The organism is Thermosyntropha tengcongensis (genome assembly GCF_055381335.1).
Map to the genome: position 1 here is coordinate 96,566 of NZ_AP042437.1, position 17,265 is coordinate 113,830.

General features: G+C 39.2%; 20 protein-coding genes. 16 read left to right on the forward strand and 4 right to left on the reverse strand.

The window, feature by feature from the left end; all coding sequences use genetic code 11:
- Positions 1 to 10 precede the first annotated feature (10 nt).
- From ACZ42E_RS00495 to ACZ42E_RS00550, 12 genes are all read left to right on the forward strand, one after another.
- Complete coding sequence (locus tag ACZ42E_RS00495; protein WP_464892516.1) at positions 11 to 1,120, forward strand: glycosyltransferase family 4 protein; 1,110 nt, start codon at positions 11 to 13, stop codon at positions 1,118 to 1,120.
- 132 nt (positions 1,121 to 1,252) lie between these two features.
- Positions 1,253 to 2,500, forward strand: coding sequence for an O-antigen ligase family protein (locus ACZ42E_RS00500; protein WP_464892517.1), 1,248 nt, complete (start codon positions 1,253 to 1,255; stop codon positions 2,498 to 2,500).
- Entirely contained in the window at positions 2,436 to 3,356 is a 921-nt protein-coding gene (locus ACZ42E_RS00505; protein WP_464892518.1) for a glycosyltransferase, read from the forward strand. The genes ACZ42E_RS00500 and ACZ42E_RS00505 overlap by 65 nt, the downstream gene beginning before the upstream one ends.
- A gap of 119 nt (positions 3,357 to 3,475) precedes the next feature.
- On the forward strand, positions 3,476 to 3,631 hold the full coding sequence (locus tag ACZ42E_RS00510; protein WP_464892519.1) for a hypothetical protein: 156 nt from the start codon (positions 3,476 to 3,478) through the stop codon (positions 3,629 to 3,631).
- Between the two features lie 280 nt (positions 3,632 to 3,911).
- Complete coding sequence (locus ACZ42E_RS00515; protein ID WP_464892520.1) at positions 3,912 to 5,135, forward strand: CDP-glycerol glycerophosphotransferase family protein; 1,224 nt, start codon at positions 3,912 to 3,914, stop codon at positions 5,133 to 5,135.
- Between the two features lie 40 nt (positions 5,136 to 5,175).
- Positions 5,176 to 5,595, forward strand: a complete 420-nt coding sequence (gene tagD / locus ACZ42E_RS00520) for a glycerol-3-phosphate cytidylyltransferase (protein ID WP_464892521.1) — start codon at positions 5,176 to 5,178, stop codon at positions 5,593 to 5,595.
- 5 nt (positions 5,596 to 5,600) lie between these two features.
- Entirely contained in the window at positions 5,601 to 6,272 is a 672-nt protein-coding gene (locus tag ACZ42E_RS00525) for an acyltransferase (protein ID WP_464892522.1), read from the forward strand.
- 63 nt (positions 6,273 to 6,335) lie between these two features.
- The gene (murJ, locus tag ACZ42E_RS00530; protein WP_464892523.1) at positions 6,336 to 7,859 is read left to right on the forward strand and encodes a murein biosynthesis integral membrane protein MurJ; all 1,524 of its coding nucleotides are present in this window, start codon (positions 6,336 to 6,338) and stop codon (positions 7,857 to 7,859) included.
- A gap of 26 nt (positions 7,860 to 7,885) precedes the next feature.
- A complete protein-coding gene (gene galE, locus ACZ42E_RS00535) occupies positions 7,886 to 8,896 on the forward strand; it encodes a UDP-glucose 4-epimerase GalE (protein ID WP_464892524.1) in 1,011 nt (336 codons plus the stop codon).
- Between the two features lie 3 nt (positions 8,897 to 8,899).
- The gene (locus ACZ42E_RS00540) at positions 8,900 to 9,535 is read left to right on the forward strand and encodes a sugar transferase (protein ID WP_464892525.1); all 636 of its coding nucleotides are present in this window, start codon (positions 8,900 to 8,902) and stop codon (positions 9,533 to 9,535) included.
- A gap of 15 nt (positions 9,536 to 9,550) precedes the next feature.
- Complete coding sequence (locus tag ACZ42E_RS00545) at positions 9,551 to 10,201, forward strand: acetyltransferase (RefSeq protein ID WP_464892526.1); 651 nt, start codon at positions 9,551 to 9,553, stop codon at positions 10,199 to 10,201.
- Between the two features lie 11 nt (positions 10,202 to 10,212).
- A complete protein-coding gene (locus ACZ42E_RS00550; protein WP_464892527.1) occupies positions 10,213 to 11,364 on the forward strand; it encodes a DegT/DnrJ/EryC1/StrS family aminotransferase in 1,152 nt (383 codons plus the stop codon).
- A 64-nt stretch (positions 11,365 to 11,428) separates the two neighbouring features.
- Here the strand turns inward: ACZ42E_RS00550 and ACZ42E_RS00555 are convergent, their stop codons facing one another.
- The 3 genes from ACZ42E_RS00555 to ACZ42E_RS00565 all read right to left on the reverse strand — a co-directional run bounded on the left by ACZ42E_RS00555 (position 11,429) and on the right by ACZ42E_RS00565 (position 12,404).
- Complete coding sequence (locus ACZ42E_RS00555; RefSeq protein WP_464892528.1) at positions 11,429 to 11,599, reverse strand: YvrJ family protein; 171 nt, start codon at positions 11,597 to 11,599, stop codon at positions 11,429 to 11,431.
- A 318-nt stretch (positions 11,600 to 11,917) separates the two neighbouring features.
- On the reverse strand, positions 11,918 to 12,142 hold the full coding sequence (locus ACZ42E_RS00560) for a DUF2922 domain-containing protein (RefSeq protein ID WP_464892529.1): 225 nt from the start codon (positions 12,140 to 12,142) through the stop codon (positions 11,918 to 11,920).
- Between the two features lie 43 nt (positions 12,143 to 12,185).
- Positions 12,186 to 12,404, reverse strand: coding sequence for a DUF1659 domain-containing protein (locus ACZ42E_RS00565; protein ID WP_464892530.1), 219 nt, complete (start codon positions 12,402 to 12,404; stop codon positions 12,186 to 12,188).
- Positions 12,405 to 12,927: 523 nt separating this feature from the next.
- Here ACZ42E_RS00565 and ACZ42E_RS00570 point away from each other — a divergent pair.
- Together ACZ42E_RS00570 and ACZ42E_RS00575 are read left to right on the forward strand one after the other, a co-directional pair.
- Positions 12,928 to 14,289: an HD domain-containing protein gene (locus tag ACZ42E_RS00570; protein WP_464892531.1), complete on the forward strand. Its 1,362-nt coding sequence runs from the start codon at positions 12,928 to 12,930 to the stop codon at positions 14,287 to 14,289.
- Positions 14,290 to 14,321: 32 nt separating this feature from the next.
- Positions 14,322 to 14,816, forward strand: coding sequence for a hypothetical protein (locus ACZ42E_RS00575; RefSeq protein WP_464892532.1), 495 nt, complete (start codon positions 14,322 to 14,324; stop codon positions 14,814 to 14,816).
- Between the two features lie 172 nt (positions 14,817 to 14,988).
- On the opposite strand, the gene ACZ42E_RS00580 is transcribed toward ACZ42E_RS00575, so the two are convergent.
- A complete protein-coding gene (locus ACZ42E_RS00580) occupies positions 14,989 to 16,101 on the reverse strand; it encodes an ISL3 family transposase (RefSeq protein WP_464892533.1) in 1,113 nt (370 codons plus the stop codon).
- Positions 16,102 to 16,396: 295 nt separating this feature from the next.
- Between ACZ42E_RS00580 and ACZ42E_RS00585 the strand changes: the two genes are divergently transcribed.
- A complete protein-coding gene (locus ACZ42E_RS00585; protein WP_464892534.1) occupies positions 16,397 to 16,954 on the forward strand; it encodes a hypothetical protein in 558 nt (185 codons plus the stop codon).
- Positions 16,951 to 17,109 carry a hypothetical protein gene (locus ACZ42E_RS00590; protein WP_464892535.1) on the forward strand — a complete coding sequence of 53 codons (159 nt, stop codon included), beginning with the start codon at positions 16,951 to 16,953 and terminating at the stop codon, positions 17,107 to 17,109. The genes ACZ42E_RS00585 and ACZ42E_RS00590 overlap by 4 nt, the downstream gene beginning before the upstream one ends.
- Positions 17,110 to 17,265 lie beyond the last annotated feature (156 nt).

Below are 17,265 nucleotides of genomic sequence, written 5' to 3' on the forward strand. Positions count from 1 at the left end.
GAGGAAGAAAATGGATAAAGTCCTTTTTACAGCTACCGTTGACAGCCATATTCTGCATTTCCATGTGCCTTACCTTAAATGGTTCAAAGAACAGGGCTTTGAGGTGCATGTGGCCAGCCTTGGAGGTAGAGAAATACCTTATTCAGACAAAAAATTTAATGTCCCTTTTTCCCGCTCTCCCTGGAGTATTGGCAACATAAAAGCCTGCAGGATGCTGAAAAAAATAATTGATGAAAACAGCTACCGCATAATCCACTGCCATACCCCGGTAGGGGGAGTTCTAACCAGATTGGCGGCAAGAAGTGCCAGAAAAAGGGGAACCAGGGTTATATATACTGCCCATGGCTTTCATTTTTACAAAGGTACCCCTTTAAAAAACTGGCTCCTTTACTATCCAGTGGAAAAATGGCTGGCAAGATATACCGACTGCCTTATTACCATAAATGATGAAGATTATAGCCTGGCAGTGCGAAAAAAATTCAGGGCGGGCAGGATAGAAAAAGTTGATGGAGTAGGAATCGACCTTGACAGATTCACTCCCCAGACAGAAGAGCTTAAGCGAAAACTGCGCAGGGAGTACGGGTTTGGGGAGGAGGATTTTATACTAATATGTGTGGGGGAACTGAATAATAACAAACATCAGGATTTAATCATCGATGCAGTTGCCAAGCTTAAGGAAAGCATACCGGAAATAAAGCTTTTGCTGGCAGGGGATGGAGAAAAAAAAGAGACCTATAAAGCAAGAGTTAAAAAACTGGGCTTGGGAAATCATGTATTTTTCCTGGGGCATAGAAATGATATCCCTGAATTGCTTAAAACTGCTGATGTAGCAGTTTCCGCTTCGCGCAGGGAAGGCTTGCCCGTAAATGTCATGGAAGCTATGGCAACAGGGCTTCCTTTGGTAGTTACAGACTGCCGCGGCAACAGGGATTTGGTTAAAAACGGGAAAAATGGTTTTGTGGTGGGGATAGATGATGTGAAGGGGATGGCGGAGGCGATAGAAAGAATTTATTCAAGTGTTGAAATGCAAAAAAAATTTAGAGAAGAAAATTTGAGGATTATTAATAAGTATTCTTTGGAAGTTATAAGTAAAAATATGAAAAATATTTATAATAAGTAATTTTTATAATAATAAATTAAAATAGGTTGCGGAGCAAAAAAGAAAAAGTTTTTGTTTGTAAGTTTGGAGTAATAGAATTAATTTGATAATTTATTTAGCTAATAATTTTGATTAAGAAGGTGTTTTTAGTACATGTTAGTAAATAGAGTTAATTTAAATGAAATATTTATACTTATAATTATTTTGCTTAGCTTTTTGGCATATGAGATTAATATTTATAAAAATGCATATGAATATATTTTGATTTTTATAATGCTGATTGGAAGTTGTTTGTTTTTAATAAATATATCAAATAAAAGTGTTATGTGGGTTTTGGTGAAAGTTTTTAAAGCTAATTTATTAGTACATATTTTATCTATATTACTATTGATATCAGCTTTTTTTACATCAATAAAATATGGGATTATAACATATGAGGGATTTTTTAGGACAATATCTGTCATAGTTGTTTTTTATGTGTTTTATCTATTTGTGCCTATAATATTTTTTAATAAAATATATAAAAAAATAGAGTTTATTATGTTTTTAATAAGTTTTTCTGCTATTATTGCTATTTTAATAAAAGTCAGAGGAAATTTTTGGGGTTATATACCAGTGGAATATTCTAGAATAGCTTCTATATTTTTTGATCCAAATTATTTTGGAACTATATGTGCGATAGGATTTTTAGTTTCGTTAAGAAAAAAATTAATAAATATTGTTATAGCTACAATATGCTTAATTGCTTTAATTCTTTCAGGTAGTAGGGGGGCTTTAATTAGTTTATGCTTAACTTTGGTTTTTGTGTTTTTTTATAAGCGAAAATTTGACTTTTTAAAATTTATTTATTTAGTTTTTTTAATTTTAACACTTTATATTTTTGTTGACTATCTAATTGATATAGGGTTTTTTAGGCTTCATAATCTTTTAAGTGGTAGGGAATATTTATGGCGAGCATCATTCAAGTTGATAATGCAAGAGCCTTTTTGGGGGTATGGCTATGATATAGCGAGATTATTAAATATGGAGGGATTAGTTAATAGTAGTTCTCATAATTTATATTTGGATTACATTTTGACGCATGGAATTTTATCTTTTATAGTTTATTTATTAATTATAATTTTTTCTGTTTATAGGGGAGTGAAATTTGGATTAGAGAAAAGAATTGTTAGTTGTGTAGTTTTGCTTTTAATCAATTCCAATTCAATAGTTATTAGCTTAGGAGGAATAGGATTTTTATCATTATTATTTACTATATTTTTGGGTATTTGTTATAACTATCCTTATATTTATAAATTTTATAAATATTATTATTTATTGGGAGTAAGATTTAATTATGATGAAAATTCTTTTCAAAAGAACCGACAAAGCATTTTTACCCGAAATAGATGCTTATATTAAATATTTTAACAATACCGAAATTTTTAATGCCTATGATTCTTCAAAATTGAAAAATGATTATGACATAAATGATTTTGACGTTATATGGGAGTTTAAGGGATTTGGAGGAGAGAAAAATAAAAAAAAGATAATTGTTCATGAATATGCTTCTCTTTCTACAGGCAGCATGCCTAAATTAAAGAATTTTATTAAAGCAAAGTTTAATCCAAAACCTGACTTAAGGGTTTTTTTAAATGAAAATGTAAAAAATGGCTTCAAATTTGCTGATGGTATAGACTATTGTTATAGGGATATGGGGATAGATGAAAGATTTTTGAATTATAAAATTGGTATTGTAGATAAAGAGTATGAATTTGTCTATATTGGGGTTGTAAGCAGGGAACGGGGCATTGATAAATTATTGGAAAAGTTTTCCAGAAATCCAATTGGAAAGATTTTATTGATTGGCAATGTAGATGATGAAATTTATAAGAAGTATAAAAAATATAAAGATATTATGTTCACTGGCAAGGTTGCTTATCTTGAGGTGCCTGAAATAGCTTCAAAAGCAATTTACGGGATTAATTTTATACCCGATAGATATCCTTACAATCTCCAGACTTCTACTAAGTTACTTGAATATTTGGCTTTGGGTTTAAAAGTTATAACTACGGATTACAAATGGGTTAGAGATTTTGAAATTAAATATGAATGTTCTTTTTATAAAATAAAAGAACATAATTTTGAGTTAAGCATAAGAGAATTGGAAAAATTTAATTTTGCAGTTAATGGTTTTAATCCCCAGGAGTTTTTGTGGGAAAATATAATAAAAAAATCAGGAGTAGAAGAAAAATTGTTAAATTTAGTTAAAAGATAATATGGGACATTTTTAATTAGTGATATCATCCGTTTGCTTGAAAATGGCCTGGCTAAGAGAAGTTTATTGTTGGAAAGAAATTTGCCAGTAATAAGGAACGATAGTGGGACGCATTTTTTATGGCAGCAAGCTTTGAAAAAACATGTCAGGAACTAAAGCTGACTCATGATATAATACCTGTAAGAACTCCTAATATGAATGCTCATATAGAAGCATTTCATTCTATTTTGGAAGAAGAGAGCTATGCCTGTAGTGAATTTTTAAATTTCAGGTAAGCTTATGAAATTATAAGCCAGTATAATAGAGTATTATAATACCGGAAAATACATAAAAGCTTGAAATACCATACTCCTGCTGATTATTATGAGCTTAACAGGGATAAAAATATTTTGTTATCTGTTGCTTAATAAACTTATTTTCCCAGAGCCTGATTTTATGCGATTTTTAAAGGACATTATATTTAGATAGATTTTTACATAAATAAGGGGCCAAGGCACTAATTTAACGCTTCATGACTGTCACAAAGCTGTCTACAAATATAAAAGAGGGGTATTTATGAAGTTCAAAATAAAACAATATTTAAGTAATTATCCTTGTCTTTATAGAATTATTTATGCTGTTTATAGTTTATATTTATTATTTTTAGATAAGAAGGATAAAATTATAGGAATGTTTTTTAATATTTTGCCATTAAAAAACAATAAAATAGTTATTTGTAATTATTATGGCAAAGGTTATGGAGATAATGCTAAGTACATTGTAGAAGAAATAGTAAGACAGAATCTTAAATACGATATAGTATGGTTATTGCGTAAAGATTTAATAGGGAAGAAAGAGTTCCCAAAACATGTAAGAGTGGTGAAATATAATTCGATAAGAGGATTATATGAACTAGCAACTGCCAAAATATGGATAGACAATTGCCGAAAAACATTTTATCCTCCCAAACGCAAAAGACAATTTTATATACAGACTTGGCATGGCGGAATTGCTTTAAAAAGGATTGAAATGGATGTAAAAGACAAACTTTCAAAAAATTACATAAGATTTGCCAAAAAAGATTCAAAAATGGCTAATTTGTTTATATCAAACAGTAAGTTTTGTACTGATATGTATCGAAGAGCTTTTTTGTACAATGGAGAAGTTTTAGAGTGTGGGTCACCAAGAGTAGATGTTTTGGTAAACAAAAACTACTCAATAACAAGAAATATTAAAAAATATTTTAATATAGAACAAGAAGCCAAAATTTTAATTTATGCACCTACTTTCAGAAAAGATTTTAATATAGATTGCTATGATATAGATTTTATTGAATTATTAAGAGTTTTAGAAAGCAAGTATAATAGCAAATGGTATATTTTTATGCGTCTACATCCGAATATGCCGTTCACTTTAAAGATTGCTGGTAATTATGATAATAATAAAATAATTGATGTAACAGATTATGATGATTTGTATGAACTACTATTATCTAGTGATATTTTAATTACTGATTATTCTAGTATAATGTTTGAATTTTCCCTGTTAAGACGGCCCGTCTTTTTATATGCTTCTGATATAGAAATGTATAAACAAGATAGAGATTTTTATTTCGATATAGCAAATCTACCGTATCCTTTAGCGGAAAATAACCAAGAATTGTTTTATAATATTAGAAATTTTAATGAGGAAATTTATTTAAAAAATTTAGATAAGTTTATGGAACGACTAAATATTTGTGAAAACGGTTATGCTTCTGAAAAAGTGGTTGAAAGAATAAAAAATATTATAGAGAAATGACTATTTTTTTATTATATTTTGACGAATAAGGAGTGGCTTTATGATAAGAGTCATAACCTATGGTACATATGATTTATTACATTATGGACATATTAATTTGCTTAGAAGGGCTAAAAGCTTGGGAGATTATTTGATTGTAGGATTATCCACCGATGAATTTAATAGAGTTAAGGGGAAAAAATCTTATTTTTCTTATGAAGAAAGAAAATTGCTTTTGGAATCTATAAGATATGTAGATTTAGTAATACCTGAGGAAACATGGGAACAGAAAATAGAGGATATAAAGAAATACAAGATAGATATTTTTGTCATGGGAGATGATTGGAAGGGAAAATTTGATTTTTTGGAAAGTTATTGCAAAGTCATATATTTGCCGAGAACTCCGGAGATATCTACTACTAAAATAAAAACGGATTTATTTTTGGATAAGGATGTTTTTGAATTTGCTGATCTGAAATAATGTTTATGCAGGTGAGTAGTTATTATGGTGTATGGTTTATTAAGGAAAATCAAATGGGCTTTATTTTATCCGGGAACAATATTAAAAAGTTTTTTTATTCAGTTAAGTATGGGAAAAATCAGCTTATAAGAGGAAGTTTGCCTGTAATATCAACGTGGAAATCTGTAATTAAATGTTCTAAAAAAAGCAAAATAAATGTTAAGAAAAGATTTAATTTAGGGTTTGCTTTTACAAGGGCAGGAGAAGTTGGGCAAATAAGATATGAAGGATGTATTGTTCAATTGGGTTATAATGGGAGACTTAATGTAAATAATTTTACTATGTATCCGGGAGCTAGAATAATTGTGGGGCCTAATGCTGAAGTAAACTTGGGGGATAATTCTTTTATTCAGCACAATACTAAAATCATAGCCAGGCAGAAAGTGGAGATAGGCAATAATTGTGCTATTTCTTGGGATGTACAAATATTAGATAGTGATTTTCACAATATTATAGTTGATGGGCAGAAAAATGTAGAAACAAGTCCAGTAATTATAGGAAATAATGTTTGGATAGGAAGTAGAGCGACTATTTTAAAAGGGGTAACTGTAGGAGATGGGGCAGTAATTGCAAGTGGTGCAGTTGTAATTGATGATATTCCACCAAAATGTTTGGTGGGGGGGTTCCAGCTAAAATAATAAAAGAGGATATTGAATGGGTCTTATAGTGTTCTAATATTTTAAATTTTTAAGGTGTACTATATGAAAAGGATTATTTTTTTATTAATGCTGGTATCGGTTTTGTCAAAAGCTTTTGGCTTCCTCCGCGAAATTGTCCTGGCCTATTTTTACGGGGCTTCGGGGATAAGCGATGCTTATCTGATCTCGTCCACTATTCCGACAGTTATATTTGCTTTTTTGGCTACAGCCCTGGCTACCAGCTATATCCCGCTTTATACGCAGATTCAGAAGGAAAGAGGGAAAGAGCAGGCTCTAAGATTTTCCAATAACATTATTAATTTCCTGCTTCTTTTTTGTATCCTTATAGCTGCAGTGTGCCTGGTTTTTGCCGAACCAATAGTCAGGGCTTTTGCTTCCGGGTTTGCCGGGGAGACGCTGCGTCTGGCGGTTTTTTTTACCCGCATCAGCATAGCAGCGGTGTTTTTTATGGGGCTTACCTATATATTGCGCAGCTATCTGCAGATAAGGGATGATTTTATATCCCCTGCCCTGATAGGCTTTCCTTATAACATAATATTGATAGCTTCTGTAATAGTGAGTGTGAGGATAAATTATATTTTTCTGCCGCTGGGGCTGGTTTTGGCCATTGCCGCGCAGTTTTTTTTTGTACTGCCTTTTGCCTGGAAGAAGGGCTACCGCTACGAGCCGGTGCTGGACAGGCATGATGAGAATGTAAGAAAGGTGGTATACCTGGCTTTGCCGGTTATACTGGGGACATCGGTGAGCCAGATTAACACCCTGGTTGACCGGACCCTGGCTTCCGGGATAGCAGTAGGAGGGATATCGGCTCTTAATTATGCCAGTAGGCTTAACGGCTTTATTCAGGATATATTTGTGATATCGCTTTCTACGGTGATGTACCCTTTTATCTCCAGGATGGCGGCAGATAATAATATGGAAGGATTGAAAAAATCGCTGGCGGAAGCGGTAAATGCGGTGAGCCTTATTGTGGTGCCGATTACCGCAGGAACCATGATTTTTGCGGTTCCGATAGTAAATTTTTTGTTTGCCCGGGGGGCTTTTGACATAAAGGCAGCTGAACTTACTTCATCGGCTTTGTTTTTTTATGCTGCAGGCATGCTGGGCATTGCTTTTAATGAGATTTTATCGAAGACTTTTTATGCCCTGCAGGATACCAGGACCCCGATGGCTAACGCGGTGATAGCCCTGATAGCCAATATTATACTTAACCTTGTTCTATCCCGTTTCCTGGGGATTGGGGGGCTGGCTCTGGCCACCAGCATATCTATGCTCCTTGCCGCTTTTCTTATGTTTGCAAGCCTGCGCAGGAAGATAGGGCCTTTTGGGGTTATGAACATACTGGTGACTTTTGCCAGAATAGTTCTGGCTTCAGCGGTTATGGGGGTTTCAGCCTGGCTGGTTTACCGGGTCCTGCTGGCTGGGGCAGGAATGAACAAGGCGCTTATTTTGGCTGTTATATCGGGGGCTGTGGTTTACGGGGTTATAATATATTTTATGAGGATAAGGGAGGCAGAAATCATTATAGATACGGTGAAGGCGCGGTTTAAAGGCTATTTATCCTGATGGGGCGGTATAAGGGAGGAAAGGATATGCAGATTCTGGTGACCGGCGGGGCCGGCTATATTGGGAGCCATGCCTGTGTGGAATTTCTTGAGGCAGGCTTTGACATTGTGGTGGTGGACAATTTTGCAAACAGCAAGCCGGCAGTGCTGGGAAGGATAAGGGAGATAACAGGGAAGGGCTTTAAATTTTATGAAACCGATATAAGGGACCGGGAAGGCTTAAGGAGAGTTTTTGCCGAAAATGATATAGAGGCAGTGGTGCATTTTGCCGGACTTAAGGCGGTAGGGGAGTCGGTTGTTAATCCCCTTGCCTACTACAGCAACAATGTAGGGGGAACAGTTGTACTCTGCCAGGTTATGCAGGAATGCGGGGTAAAGAAGATGGTTTTCAGCTCTTCGGCCACCGTTTACGGAAATCCGGAGGTGGTGCCGATAACCGAGGATTTTCCCCTTAGGGCGGTAAACCCTTACGGCAGGACCAAGCTTATTATAGAAGAAATCCTTAAGGATGTTTATAATTCTGATAGGGAGTGGAGCATAAGCCTGCTTCGCTATTTTAACCCGGTGGGGGCGCACGAAAGCGGCAGGATAGGGGAAGACCCTAATGGGATACCCAACAATCTCATGCCTTACATTACCCAGGTGGCGGTGGGAAAGCGGGAGAAGCTCAATGTTTTCGGCGGCGATTACCCTACCCCGGATGGTACGGGGATAAGGGACTATATCCATGTGGTTGACCTGGTAAGGGGGCACCTCCTGGCTCTGGAAAAAGTGCTTAAGGAAACGGGACTCAGCGTGTATAACCTGGGAACCGGCAGGGGATACAGCGTGCTGGAGGTTATTAAGACTTTTGAGAAGGTGAACGGGGTGAAAATTCCTTATGCAATAACCGGGCGCAGGCCTGGGGATATAGCGGTATGCTATGCGGATACAGGGAAAGCCTGCCGGGAGCTGGGGTTTAAGGCGGAGAAGACTCTTGAGGATATGTGCCGGGATGCCTGGAACTGGCAGAAGAACAATCCGGAGGGGTATGTATAGCTTATGAAATTTTTCATAAAAAGGCTTTTTGACATCTTAATCTCTTCCTGCCTTATTGTACTGTTATCCCCGTTTTTTCTGCTTGTTGCCCTTATGGTGTATCTCAGCATGGGAAGGCCGGTGATTTTTGCCCAGGCAAGGCCGGGGCTTAAGGGGAAGCCTTTTATGATGTACAAGTTTCGCACCATGACTGAGGAAAGGGATGAAGAGGGAAACCTTCTCCCTGACGAGAAAAGGCTTACCAGGCTGGGGGCTTTTTTGAGGAGCACCAGCCTGGATGAGCTGCCGGAGCTTTTTAATGTGTTAAAAGGGGACATGAGCATGGTGGGGCCCAGGCCGCTTCTCATGCAGTACCTTGCGCGCTATACCCCGGAACAGGCGCGCAGGCATGAGGTAAAGCCGGGGATAACCGGCTGGGCGCAGGTTAACGGGCGCAATCTGCTTACCTGGGAGGAAAAGTTCAGTCTTGATGTCTGGTATGTCGACAACTGGTCTTTATGGCTGGATGTGAAGATACTTTTTTTAACCCTGGTTAAGGTGGCAAAACGGGAAGGGATAAATGCGGGCGGCTGTGCCACCATGCCGGAGTTTATGGGAATGGAAGCCAAAAAAGAGGCAGCAGCGGCAGAAGAAGGGTAAAGGAAGGGGCAGGATATGGAGAAGAAACCTTTGGCAATTATAGGGGCTGGGGGCTTTGGGCGGGAAGTTGCCTGGCTGGTTGAGGATTTGAACCGCAGAGGGGAAGAATGGGATTTTATCGGCTTTATCGATGACAGCAAGGAAGGATGCACTCCGGAAGGGTATCCGATAATAGGAAAGACAGAGGATTTGTACGGGATGAGGGAAAAGCCGTACCTGGCGCTGGCGATTGCCGATGCCGGGATAAGAAAGAGGCTGGCCTCTGAGCTAAAAGGGAGAGGCTTTTCGTTTGCCACCCTTATCCACCCTTCAGCCATGATGTCCGATTATGTAAGGATTGGCGAAGGTTCTGTCATATGTGCCGGAAGCGTTATAACCACCAATGTGGTGCTGGGAGATTTTTGCGTCGTGAATCCCCGCTGCTTTATAGGACATGACACGGTTCTGCAGGATTTTGTAAGCCTCATGCCGGGGGTAAATGTGGCTGGTGATGTCTGGATAGGGGAAGGCACCTACCTGGGGCTTAATGCATGTGTTATAAACAGGAAAAGGATTGGCAGCTGGAGCATAATCGGAGGCGGGGCTGCCGTGGTGCATGACATTCCGGATAAGGTGGTAGCCGTCGGCGTGCCGGCCAGGGTTATCAAAAATCTGTCTGCGGAATGAGGGGTTTGATTATGAAGGAAAAACCGCGCATCTACCTCTCCCCTCCCCATCTGAGCGGGTATGAGGAGGAGTATATAAAGGAGGCTTTTGCGTCCAACTGGGTAGCCCCTCTGGGCCCCCATGTGGATGCTTTTGAAAGGGAAGTTGCGGAATATGCCGGGGTTAAGGGGGCGGTAGCCTTGAGCTCGGGGACGGCCGCTATCCACCTGGCCCTGCGGCTTCTGGGGGTGGAAAGGGGAGATACGGTTTTCTGCTCCACCCTTACCTTCATAGCCAGCGTGAATCCGGTCCTGTACCAGGGGGGAACCCCGGTATTCATAGATTCAGAGCGGGAAAGCTGGAATATGTCCCCGGAGGCTTTGAAGAAGGCTTTTAAATGGGCGGAAAAGAAGGGGCGCATTCCGAAAGCGGTGGTGGCTGTCGACCTCTACGGGCAGAGTGCGGACATGGACCGCATCCGGGAGGTATGTTGCGAATACGGGGTGCCGGTGGTGGAGGACGCGGCAGAAGCCATGGGAGCGCTTTACAAAGGGAGAAAATGCGGAAGCCTGGGGGATTTTGGGGTATATTCGTTTAACGGGAACAAGATTATAACCACCTCCGGGGGAGGGATGCTCCTTTCTGATGATGAGGAGGCTCTTGCCAGGGCCAGGTTCTGGGCTACCCAGGCCAGGGACAGGGCGGTGTGGTACCAGCACAGCGAAATGGGCTACAACTACCGCATGAGCAATATCCTGGCCGGGATAGGAAGGGGCCAGCTCAGGGTTATAGAAGACCGGGTGGAGAAGAGGAGGCAGGTTTTTGAAAGGTATAGGGCCTTGCTGGGAGATATAGAGGGGATAGGCTTTATGCCGGAAGCTCCCTGCGGGCGCGCGAACCGCTGGCTTACGGTGATACTTCTGGATGGGGAGAGTATTAAGGTATCTCCCCTGGATTTGATAGAGGAACTGGAGAAGGAGAATATCGAATCCCGTCCGGTGTGGAAGCCTATGCACCGGCAGCCGCTTTTCAGGGACTGCATGTATTTTACGGAAGAAGAGGGAGTAAGCGTTTCCGACGAGCTTTTTGAAAAAGGCGTCTGCCTCCCCTCCGGATCCAGCCTTACTGAAGATGAGCAGGCGCGGGTGGTGGAGGTTGTAAGGAAGGCGCTTGGCGTAAAATAATATAGCGGGTTGGAGAGGGACAAAAGCAAAGGCCCAAGGATGAAGAAAGCCTGCGGCCCCCTTTTCAGGGGCCGCAGGAAGTGTCACCGTGGGGGCGAAGGAGGATGATGGCTTCCCTGAGCTGGATGATGGCCAGGGTAAGGGAGTTCAGCTTGTTTTCAATCCTTACCAGGAGATATACGGCTACCGCAATGGGAAAGCCGGCATTGCCGATGAGGTTTAAAAGCTCTTCCATAATATTAAAGCCTCCTTTCCGCTAAGGGAATCTGCAGCTAAACCGGGTGCTTAAGGCTAAGCCCTGCGCTTTTAGAAAGGTTTTTGCCGGCTTGAGCCGGTTTTTAAGGGTTAAAGGGGTTTGTGCCGGCTTGATGGCAGAAAACCCTGATTTTGTATAAAGCCTGCTTTGCGGGCCTGCCTTTTATTCCCTTGACTGGCTATCTTCATGAAATAAAGCCGCTGCCGGTTTTTTGGCGTATTTTACAAGCGGCATTTTTACTGCGCTTCTGCTTGCGCTTTTAAAAAGAGCCGGCAGGGTTTCCTGCCGGCATGAGGCCTAGCTTAAAGGGATTTCGGTCACTTCGCGGGCGATGAGGTAGGCGGACGCTTTATCAGTTATATCCCCGCTGCTGGTTAAAAATATGTTTTTAGTTACGATGCTGTCCATTACGCTGTTTACCTGGGCAGGGGTAAGGTCTTCCCTGGCTCCGCTCACCCTTATGCGCTGGGTTTTTTCCCCTTCCGTCTTGAATTCCATGACCAGTGTCCTTTCTACAGCCATCCTTTCACCTCCTTGATATGGGATTTAAGGGATAAAAGCCTTCTTATTCGGTTATTTCCACCGTGCTTACCCTGTAGACGGCCAGGTTGTTCTTTTCCTGCAGGGCTACAATCCCCTGGGCCACGGCGTAGATGTCGCTGTCGCTGGCAGTAAGCTTCAGGTTTTTGTAGGTAAGCTTTTTGGTCAAGGTCCTGCCGGATGCGGAAGTTCCGTTTTCCATGACGAGGACCAGGTCGTTCTGGACAGGGACTGCCTGGGGCACCAGCTTCACCTCCTTTTTTACTTTTTTAGAAGAGCGCGCTCCCTATGGCTTTATTCTAGCGGGTGGGGATGAAAAAGGAAAAAGACGGAAAAAGGATTTTTCCTCCATTTCACGAACAAATGTTCTATTATTGTGAGGTTTGTGCTAGAATAAAAAGGAATTAAATTGCGTAATGAGGAGGGGAAAGGAAAATGGCAGGGGTAAGGCTGGAGAAGATAAGGGATGGCTTTTTTAGTTAGGTTTGTTGTAAAAGTTTTGCATAATTTAATTTTTTGATTATCAAAGCCGGGATTAACTTGTATGGTGTTCATGCTGGGTTATCTGCACTATATTGAAAAAGAAAAAGATATTGTTTAGTGGTTATGCCCCCGGATAGTGGGGTTAAAACTGGAAAAATAGAATGAAGTGAAAAAATGTAAAAGGAAGTCTTTTAATTAGAGAAAAAAAGATATTGTTATTTATTGGATGTATATGTATAATTTTATAAAATTAAAATCTTTCTTGCTGATGGGAGGGGAGATTTTTGTTTAAATCTTTTCGTGATCCGGTACATAATTTGATTGTATTTGATGAGGCAAAGGAAAATATAGTTTTGCAGCTTCTGGATACCCCGGAAATGCAGAGGATGAGGCGGATAAGACAGCTTGGTTTCAGTTTTATGACCTATCCTGGAGCAGAACATTCGCGTTTTGTGCATTCTTTGGGAGTAGCATATACTGTTAAAAGAATTATAAAAATTTTGCAGGAAAAAGATGAAACCGGGATTATTACAAAGTTTTCTGAAGAAGATTATTTGCTGGCTTTATGTGCAGCCCTCCTGCATGATGCAGGCCATGGGCCTTTTTCCCATGTGCTGGAGAGTATAACCGGTGTTAAACATGAAATATGGACTATGAAAATAATTGCTGATGATAGTACAGGTGTAAATAAAACTTTAAAAGAGTATGACTCTGCTTTTCCGGATAAGGTAGTGCGTGTAATAAAAAAGTTTTATGAAAATGAAAGAGACACAGGGATGGCAATTGTAAAGCTTTTGTCAAGCCAGCTGGATGCCGACAGGATAGATTATATATTGCGTGATTCGATTATGACAGGGGCTGGTTATGGCAAGTTTGATATGGAATGGCTTTTGAATGTTATGGTTTTGGGAAAAGTAAATGGAAGACTGGAAATAGGACTTGATTTGAAAAAAGGCTTGAGTATTGCAGAAGATTTTATAATGGCCAGGTATTATATGTACCAGAATGTTTACTACCATAAAGCCACAAGAAGCGCGGAAGTTATTGTGCGTAAAATTCTAGAAAGGGTAAAATCTTTATCAGAAGGTTCGCGAAAGAAGCTGGAAATTCCTCCTGCATTAGCCAAACTATTGCTGAAGCCGAATGCGATTACGGTTGATGAATACCTGGAAATAGATGATTATATGCTGTGGTACTGTTTTTCAAGATGGGCCAGAAGCAGTCAAGATGAGGTTTTGAAAAATCTTTGCCTTCGTCTCTTGAATAGATGCTTGCTTAAAAGCTTAGATATTAATACGAGCGAAATTAAAAGTTATGAAAAATTTTTTGAAAAAATACAAAAATTAAAAGCAAAGGCGGCCGAGAAGGGAGAAGAATTTAAGTTTTTGGTTGTTACGGACGAATCATCAACTGAATTTTATAGGGATAATTATATTTATTCAGAAAGAAAAGATGATGAGGTGAATGATAGTGAAGTTAATGAGCAGATATTTTTATTTGATAAAAACGGGAAAGCCCATGAATTGTCGGGAGTTTCTGAGATAGTCAATGCGGTAAGGAATAAATCAGTACCTTTAAAGAGAGTATATTTCCCCGAAGAATTGGATAAAGAAGTTGAGGATATTCTGGGCATAAAAAGGAAGTAAGCAGTGTATTTTGTTTATAGGAGGGATGCCAGGTGTTTGAGAGGGAGTTTGCTTTATTAAGCTTATTTGAAAGAGCTGGGAGAATAAGAGGAAGAAAAAAACTGCAAAAGACGGTGCACTTGCTGCAATTTAAAGGGGTACCTTTTAATTTGGATTACACTTACCATTATTATGGACCTTATTCTTCTGAACTTCAAATTGAGATTGACAATCTGGTAAAACAAGGATTTTTGAGGGAATTTATGGAAGGAGATATGTATGTGTATGAAATTACAGAGAAAGGTGCTGAATTTTTAAGAGCTTATCGGGAGTTTGTGGATTCTAACTTTGATATACCTGATGATTTGCTGGAAAAACTGTTGAATAAAAACACGCAGGTACTGGAAATAGCGAGTACCTATGCTTATTTGCTCGAATCAGGCTATTCTTATGAAAAAGCGGAAAAAGAGGCCAAAAAACTGAAGGAGCACCTGGCAGTTTTTTTTGAAGATGCCAGGGAACTGGTTGAGGAGGAAGCACCTTTTTAGTGCATTGATTTAATTTCGAATTAAAAATCCTGTACAAAGCAAATTTTTTTCCGGGGGCAAGTTTAAGACTTGCCTGCAGATTTTTTGTTTTTGAGAGGATTTGTTAAATAAAAAAGGTTCTTTGTCAATAGTTGGGGTAGCAGGTAGTGGTCAAATACCTGCTGCCTTCTTTTTATGTACAGCAATGTAGTATACGATTACGAAATCTGGAGAAATTTCTAAAGCCGTAACCATTGCGCTTAATAACCTTAATTTTATTATTAAATCCTTCAACACATCCATTCGTATAAGGCACATCAAACGAGTTTAATATTTCTTCTTTCCAATTGACAATGGTATTGGCAAGATAAGAAAACTGTTCAATATTGTATACTTTTACCAGCTCAAGCCAGTCATTAAGCTTTATTTCAGCGTCAGCAGAATTAATAGCGTTCACAAAATCCATAAATTTTTCTTTTAATACATATGCTAATCTTAGCTTTTCATCTATACGGAGCAAATTAGCTAGCTTGATTTTATCATCATCGCTTAGTTTTGCTTTATTTCTAAGCAATAATTTTCTATTTTTCTTTATAAATCTGCTTTTTTCATAGGGCAGACTCTTTTGAACATATTTACGAACTTTATCTATAGCCCAGATACAGTTTCTTACATAGTGAAAACGGTCGATAACTATGGTTGCCTGGGGAAAAACCTTCTTTACTGCTTCTTTATAAGGTTTCCACATATCAATAACCACATATTTAACATTTTCCCGGCTGGTAAATTTTTTGAAATATTTAACCAGGAAGTCAAAGTTACGCCGGTCTAAAATATCTAAAACAACTGAGTTAACTGGATCAACTAATATACAGTGATATTTTCCTTTATCAGTAGTACCCTTGAATTCATCAATTGATATGACTTCTGGAAGTTCATTGATACTATATGAAATATAATCAAAGATTCTGGCTACCGTACTCGAAGAAATACCGAAATCTTTAGCTATAGAAGTCATGCTGTAGTTAGTTCTTAATTTTTCAATAATAGCTTCAATAAGGCGATGGGTCATTCTTTGATATTTGCCAATAAAATCAGCTATTTCATAAAAACTTTTGCCACATTCGGTACATCTGTAGCGGCGTTTGCGGTATAACAAATATAAGGGCTTGTTTAAAAAAGGAATATCTTTTATACGTTGATACCTGTAATCATGAATTTTTATAGCCTGTGTTCCGCAAACCGGACAGTTATTAGGAACCACCGGTTTAGAGATACCTATCTCATAATAATCATTGTACTGCATGATATTGTCGATATTTACATCTTTTAAAAAAGCAAATTTTTGTTAAACTGAAATTGCATTGGGAAGAATACCTCCTTTTATGTGTTTTGGGGATTATACACAGGTATTCGACCCAATGCTTTTTATTTTCCCCCTACCCCAACATTTATTATAGAACCATAAAAAATAAGGAGGAAAATCTAAAAAGTGGGCAAAAAGATTTTTCCCTTAAATACACGAACAAATGTTCTATTATTACAGAGTTTGTGCTAGAATAAAAAGGAATTAAATTGCGTAATGAGGAGGGGAAAGGAAAATGGCAGGGGTAAGGCTGGAGAGGATAAGGGATTCCATAATTGCACTGCGGCCGCTTTACACCGAACGGGGGGACGCAACGGAAGTCTACCTCAAAAACGGGGAAGTCGAGCTTTTCTATGCCGGGATAAAGTCGGTGAGGAGGAATTTTCTCAAAAACTATGCCGTGGATTTTGCGGAACAGCAGAAGCTGCTTTCCGGGGAAATGGATAGGAAAAAGCTCCTTCCTTTTTACATAGGGGACAGGGTGTTTATCCCCCTCAAGATGCGAAAGGCGGTGAGCAAGAACGACATGGTAAACGGCTATGTGGAGGTGGGAGAGATAAGGGATGTGAAGGCAGAGGGGAGGACAGCCTGCATTTTGACTTTGAGCGTAGGGCATGAGATACTCCTTACCTGTGAGGAAGAAACAGTTATAAAGGCCGTCTATACGGGAAGAAAGCTTAAGGAGAGGCTTATTGGGGAGAGGGAGAGCAGAGCTTTAGGATACGCGTCCCTTGATTCCCTCCTGGGGCTGGTGGCTGAGCTGGGGGCGGCGATGGGAAGGAGGCAGGGATGAGGGACAGGGACGGATTAGGAAGGGCTGGAGGAATTTTAATAATAATAATTTTGGGGGGGACTGTTTGGCTGCCAGGATGGAGGAAAAGGCTTGGCTTGGTTGATTTGCCAGTTATGGAGAACAGCCTGAAAAGAGGGAGTAAAAAGGGAACTTAAAAAAGATTCCTTCGTCTTAATTAAACAAGGCATGAAGTGAGAAAAAATTTAAAAATTTTTTCAAAAAAAGTGGAACCTTAAAGAGGGTTATGGCGTCATAAATAACAGCCGCAAACTTAGTGGGGGTTACAGGTGGCTTGAAAAGCTCTCACTGAT

Bases quoted from the DNA above. Each gene is read 5' to 3' on its own strand.
- ACZ42E_RS00560 (WP_464892529.1), bottom strand. From the start codon at position 12,142: ATGGCTGTAGAAAGGACACTGGTCATGGAATTCAAGACGGAAGGGGAA.
- ACZ42E_RS00580 (WP_464892533.1), bottom strand. From the start codon at position 16,101: ATGCAGTACAATGATTATTATGAGATAGGTATCTCTAAACCGGTGGTT.
- ACZ42E_RS00590 (WP_464892535.1), top strand. From the start codon at position 16,951: ATGAGGGACAGGGACGGATTAGGAAGGGCTGGAGGAATTTTAATAATA.
- ACZ42E_RS00495 (WP_464892516.1), top strand. From the start codon at position 11: ATGGATAAAGTCCTTTTTACAGCTACCGTTGACAGCCATATTCTGCAT.
- ACZ42E_RS00515 (WP_464892520.1), top strand. From the start codon at position 3,912: ATGAAGTTCAAAATAAAACAATATTTAAGTAATTATCCTTGTCTTTAT.
- ACZ42E_RS00555 (WP_464892528.1), bottom strand. From the start codon at position 11,599: ATGGAAGAGCTTTTAAACCTCATCGGCAATGCCGGCTTTCCCATTGCG.
- ACZ42E_RS00500 (WP_464892517.1), top strand. From the start codon at position 1,253: ATGTTAGTAAATAGAGTTAATTTAAATGAAATATTTATACTTATAATT.
- ACZ42E_RS00585 (WP_464892534.1), top strand. From the start codon at position 16,397: ATGGCAGGGGTAAGGCTGGAGAGGATAAGGGATTCCATAATTGCACTG.
- ACZ42E_RS00540 (WP_464892525.1), top strand. From the start codon at position 8,900: ATGAAATTTTTCATAAAAAGGCTTTTTGACATCTTAATCTCTTCCTGC.
- ACZ42E_RS00545 (WP_464892526.1), top strand. From the start codon at position 9,551: ATGGAGAAGAAACCTTTGGCAATTATAGGGGCTGGGGGCTTTGGGCGG.
- ACZ42E_RS00505 (WP_464892518.1), top strand. From the start codon at position 2,436: ATGATGAAAATTCTTTTCAAAAGAACCGACAAAGCATTTTTACCCGAA.
- galE (WP_464892524.1), top strand. From the start codon at position 7,886: ATGCAGATTCTGGTGACCGGCGGGGCCGGCTATATTGGGAGCCATGCC.
- ACZ42E_RS00550 (WP_464892527.1), top strand. From the start codon at position 10,213: ATGAAGGAAAAACCGCGCATCTACCTCTCCCCTCCCCATCTGAGCGGG.
- ACZ42E_RS00510 (WP_464892519.1), top strand. From the start codon at position 3,476: ATGGCAGCAAGCTTTGAAAAAACATGTCAGGAACTAAAGCTGACTCAT.
- tagD (WP_464892521.1), top strand. From the start codon at position 5,176: ATGATAAGAGTCATAACCTATGGTACATATGATTTATTACATTATGGA.
- ACZ42E_RS00525 (WP_464892522.1), top strand. From the start codon at position 5,601: ATGCAGGTGAGTAGTTATTATGGTGTATGGTTTATTAAGGAAAATCAA.
- murJ (WP_464892523.1), top strand. From the start codon at position 6,336: ATGAAAAGGATTATTTTTTTATTAATGCTGGTATCGGTTTTGTCAAAA.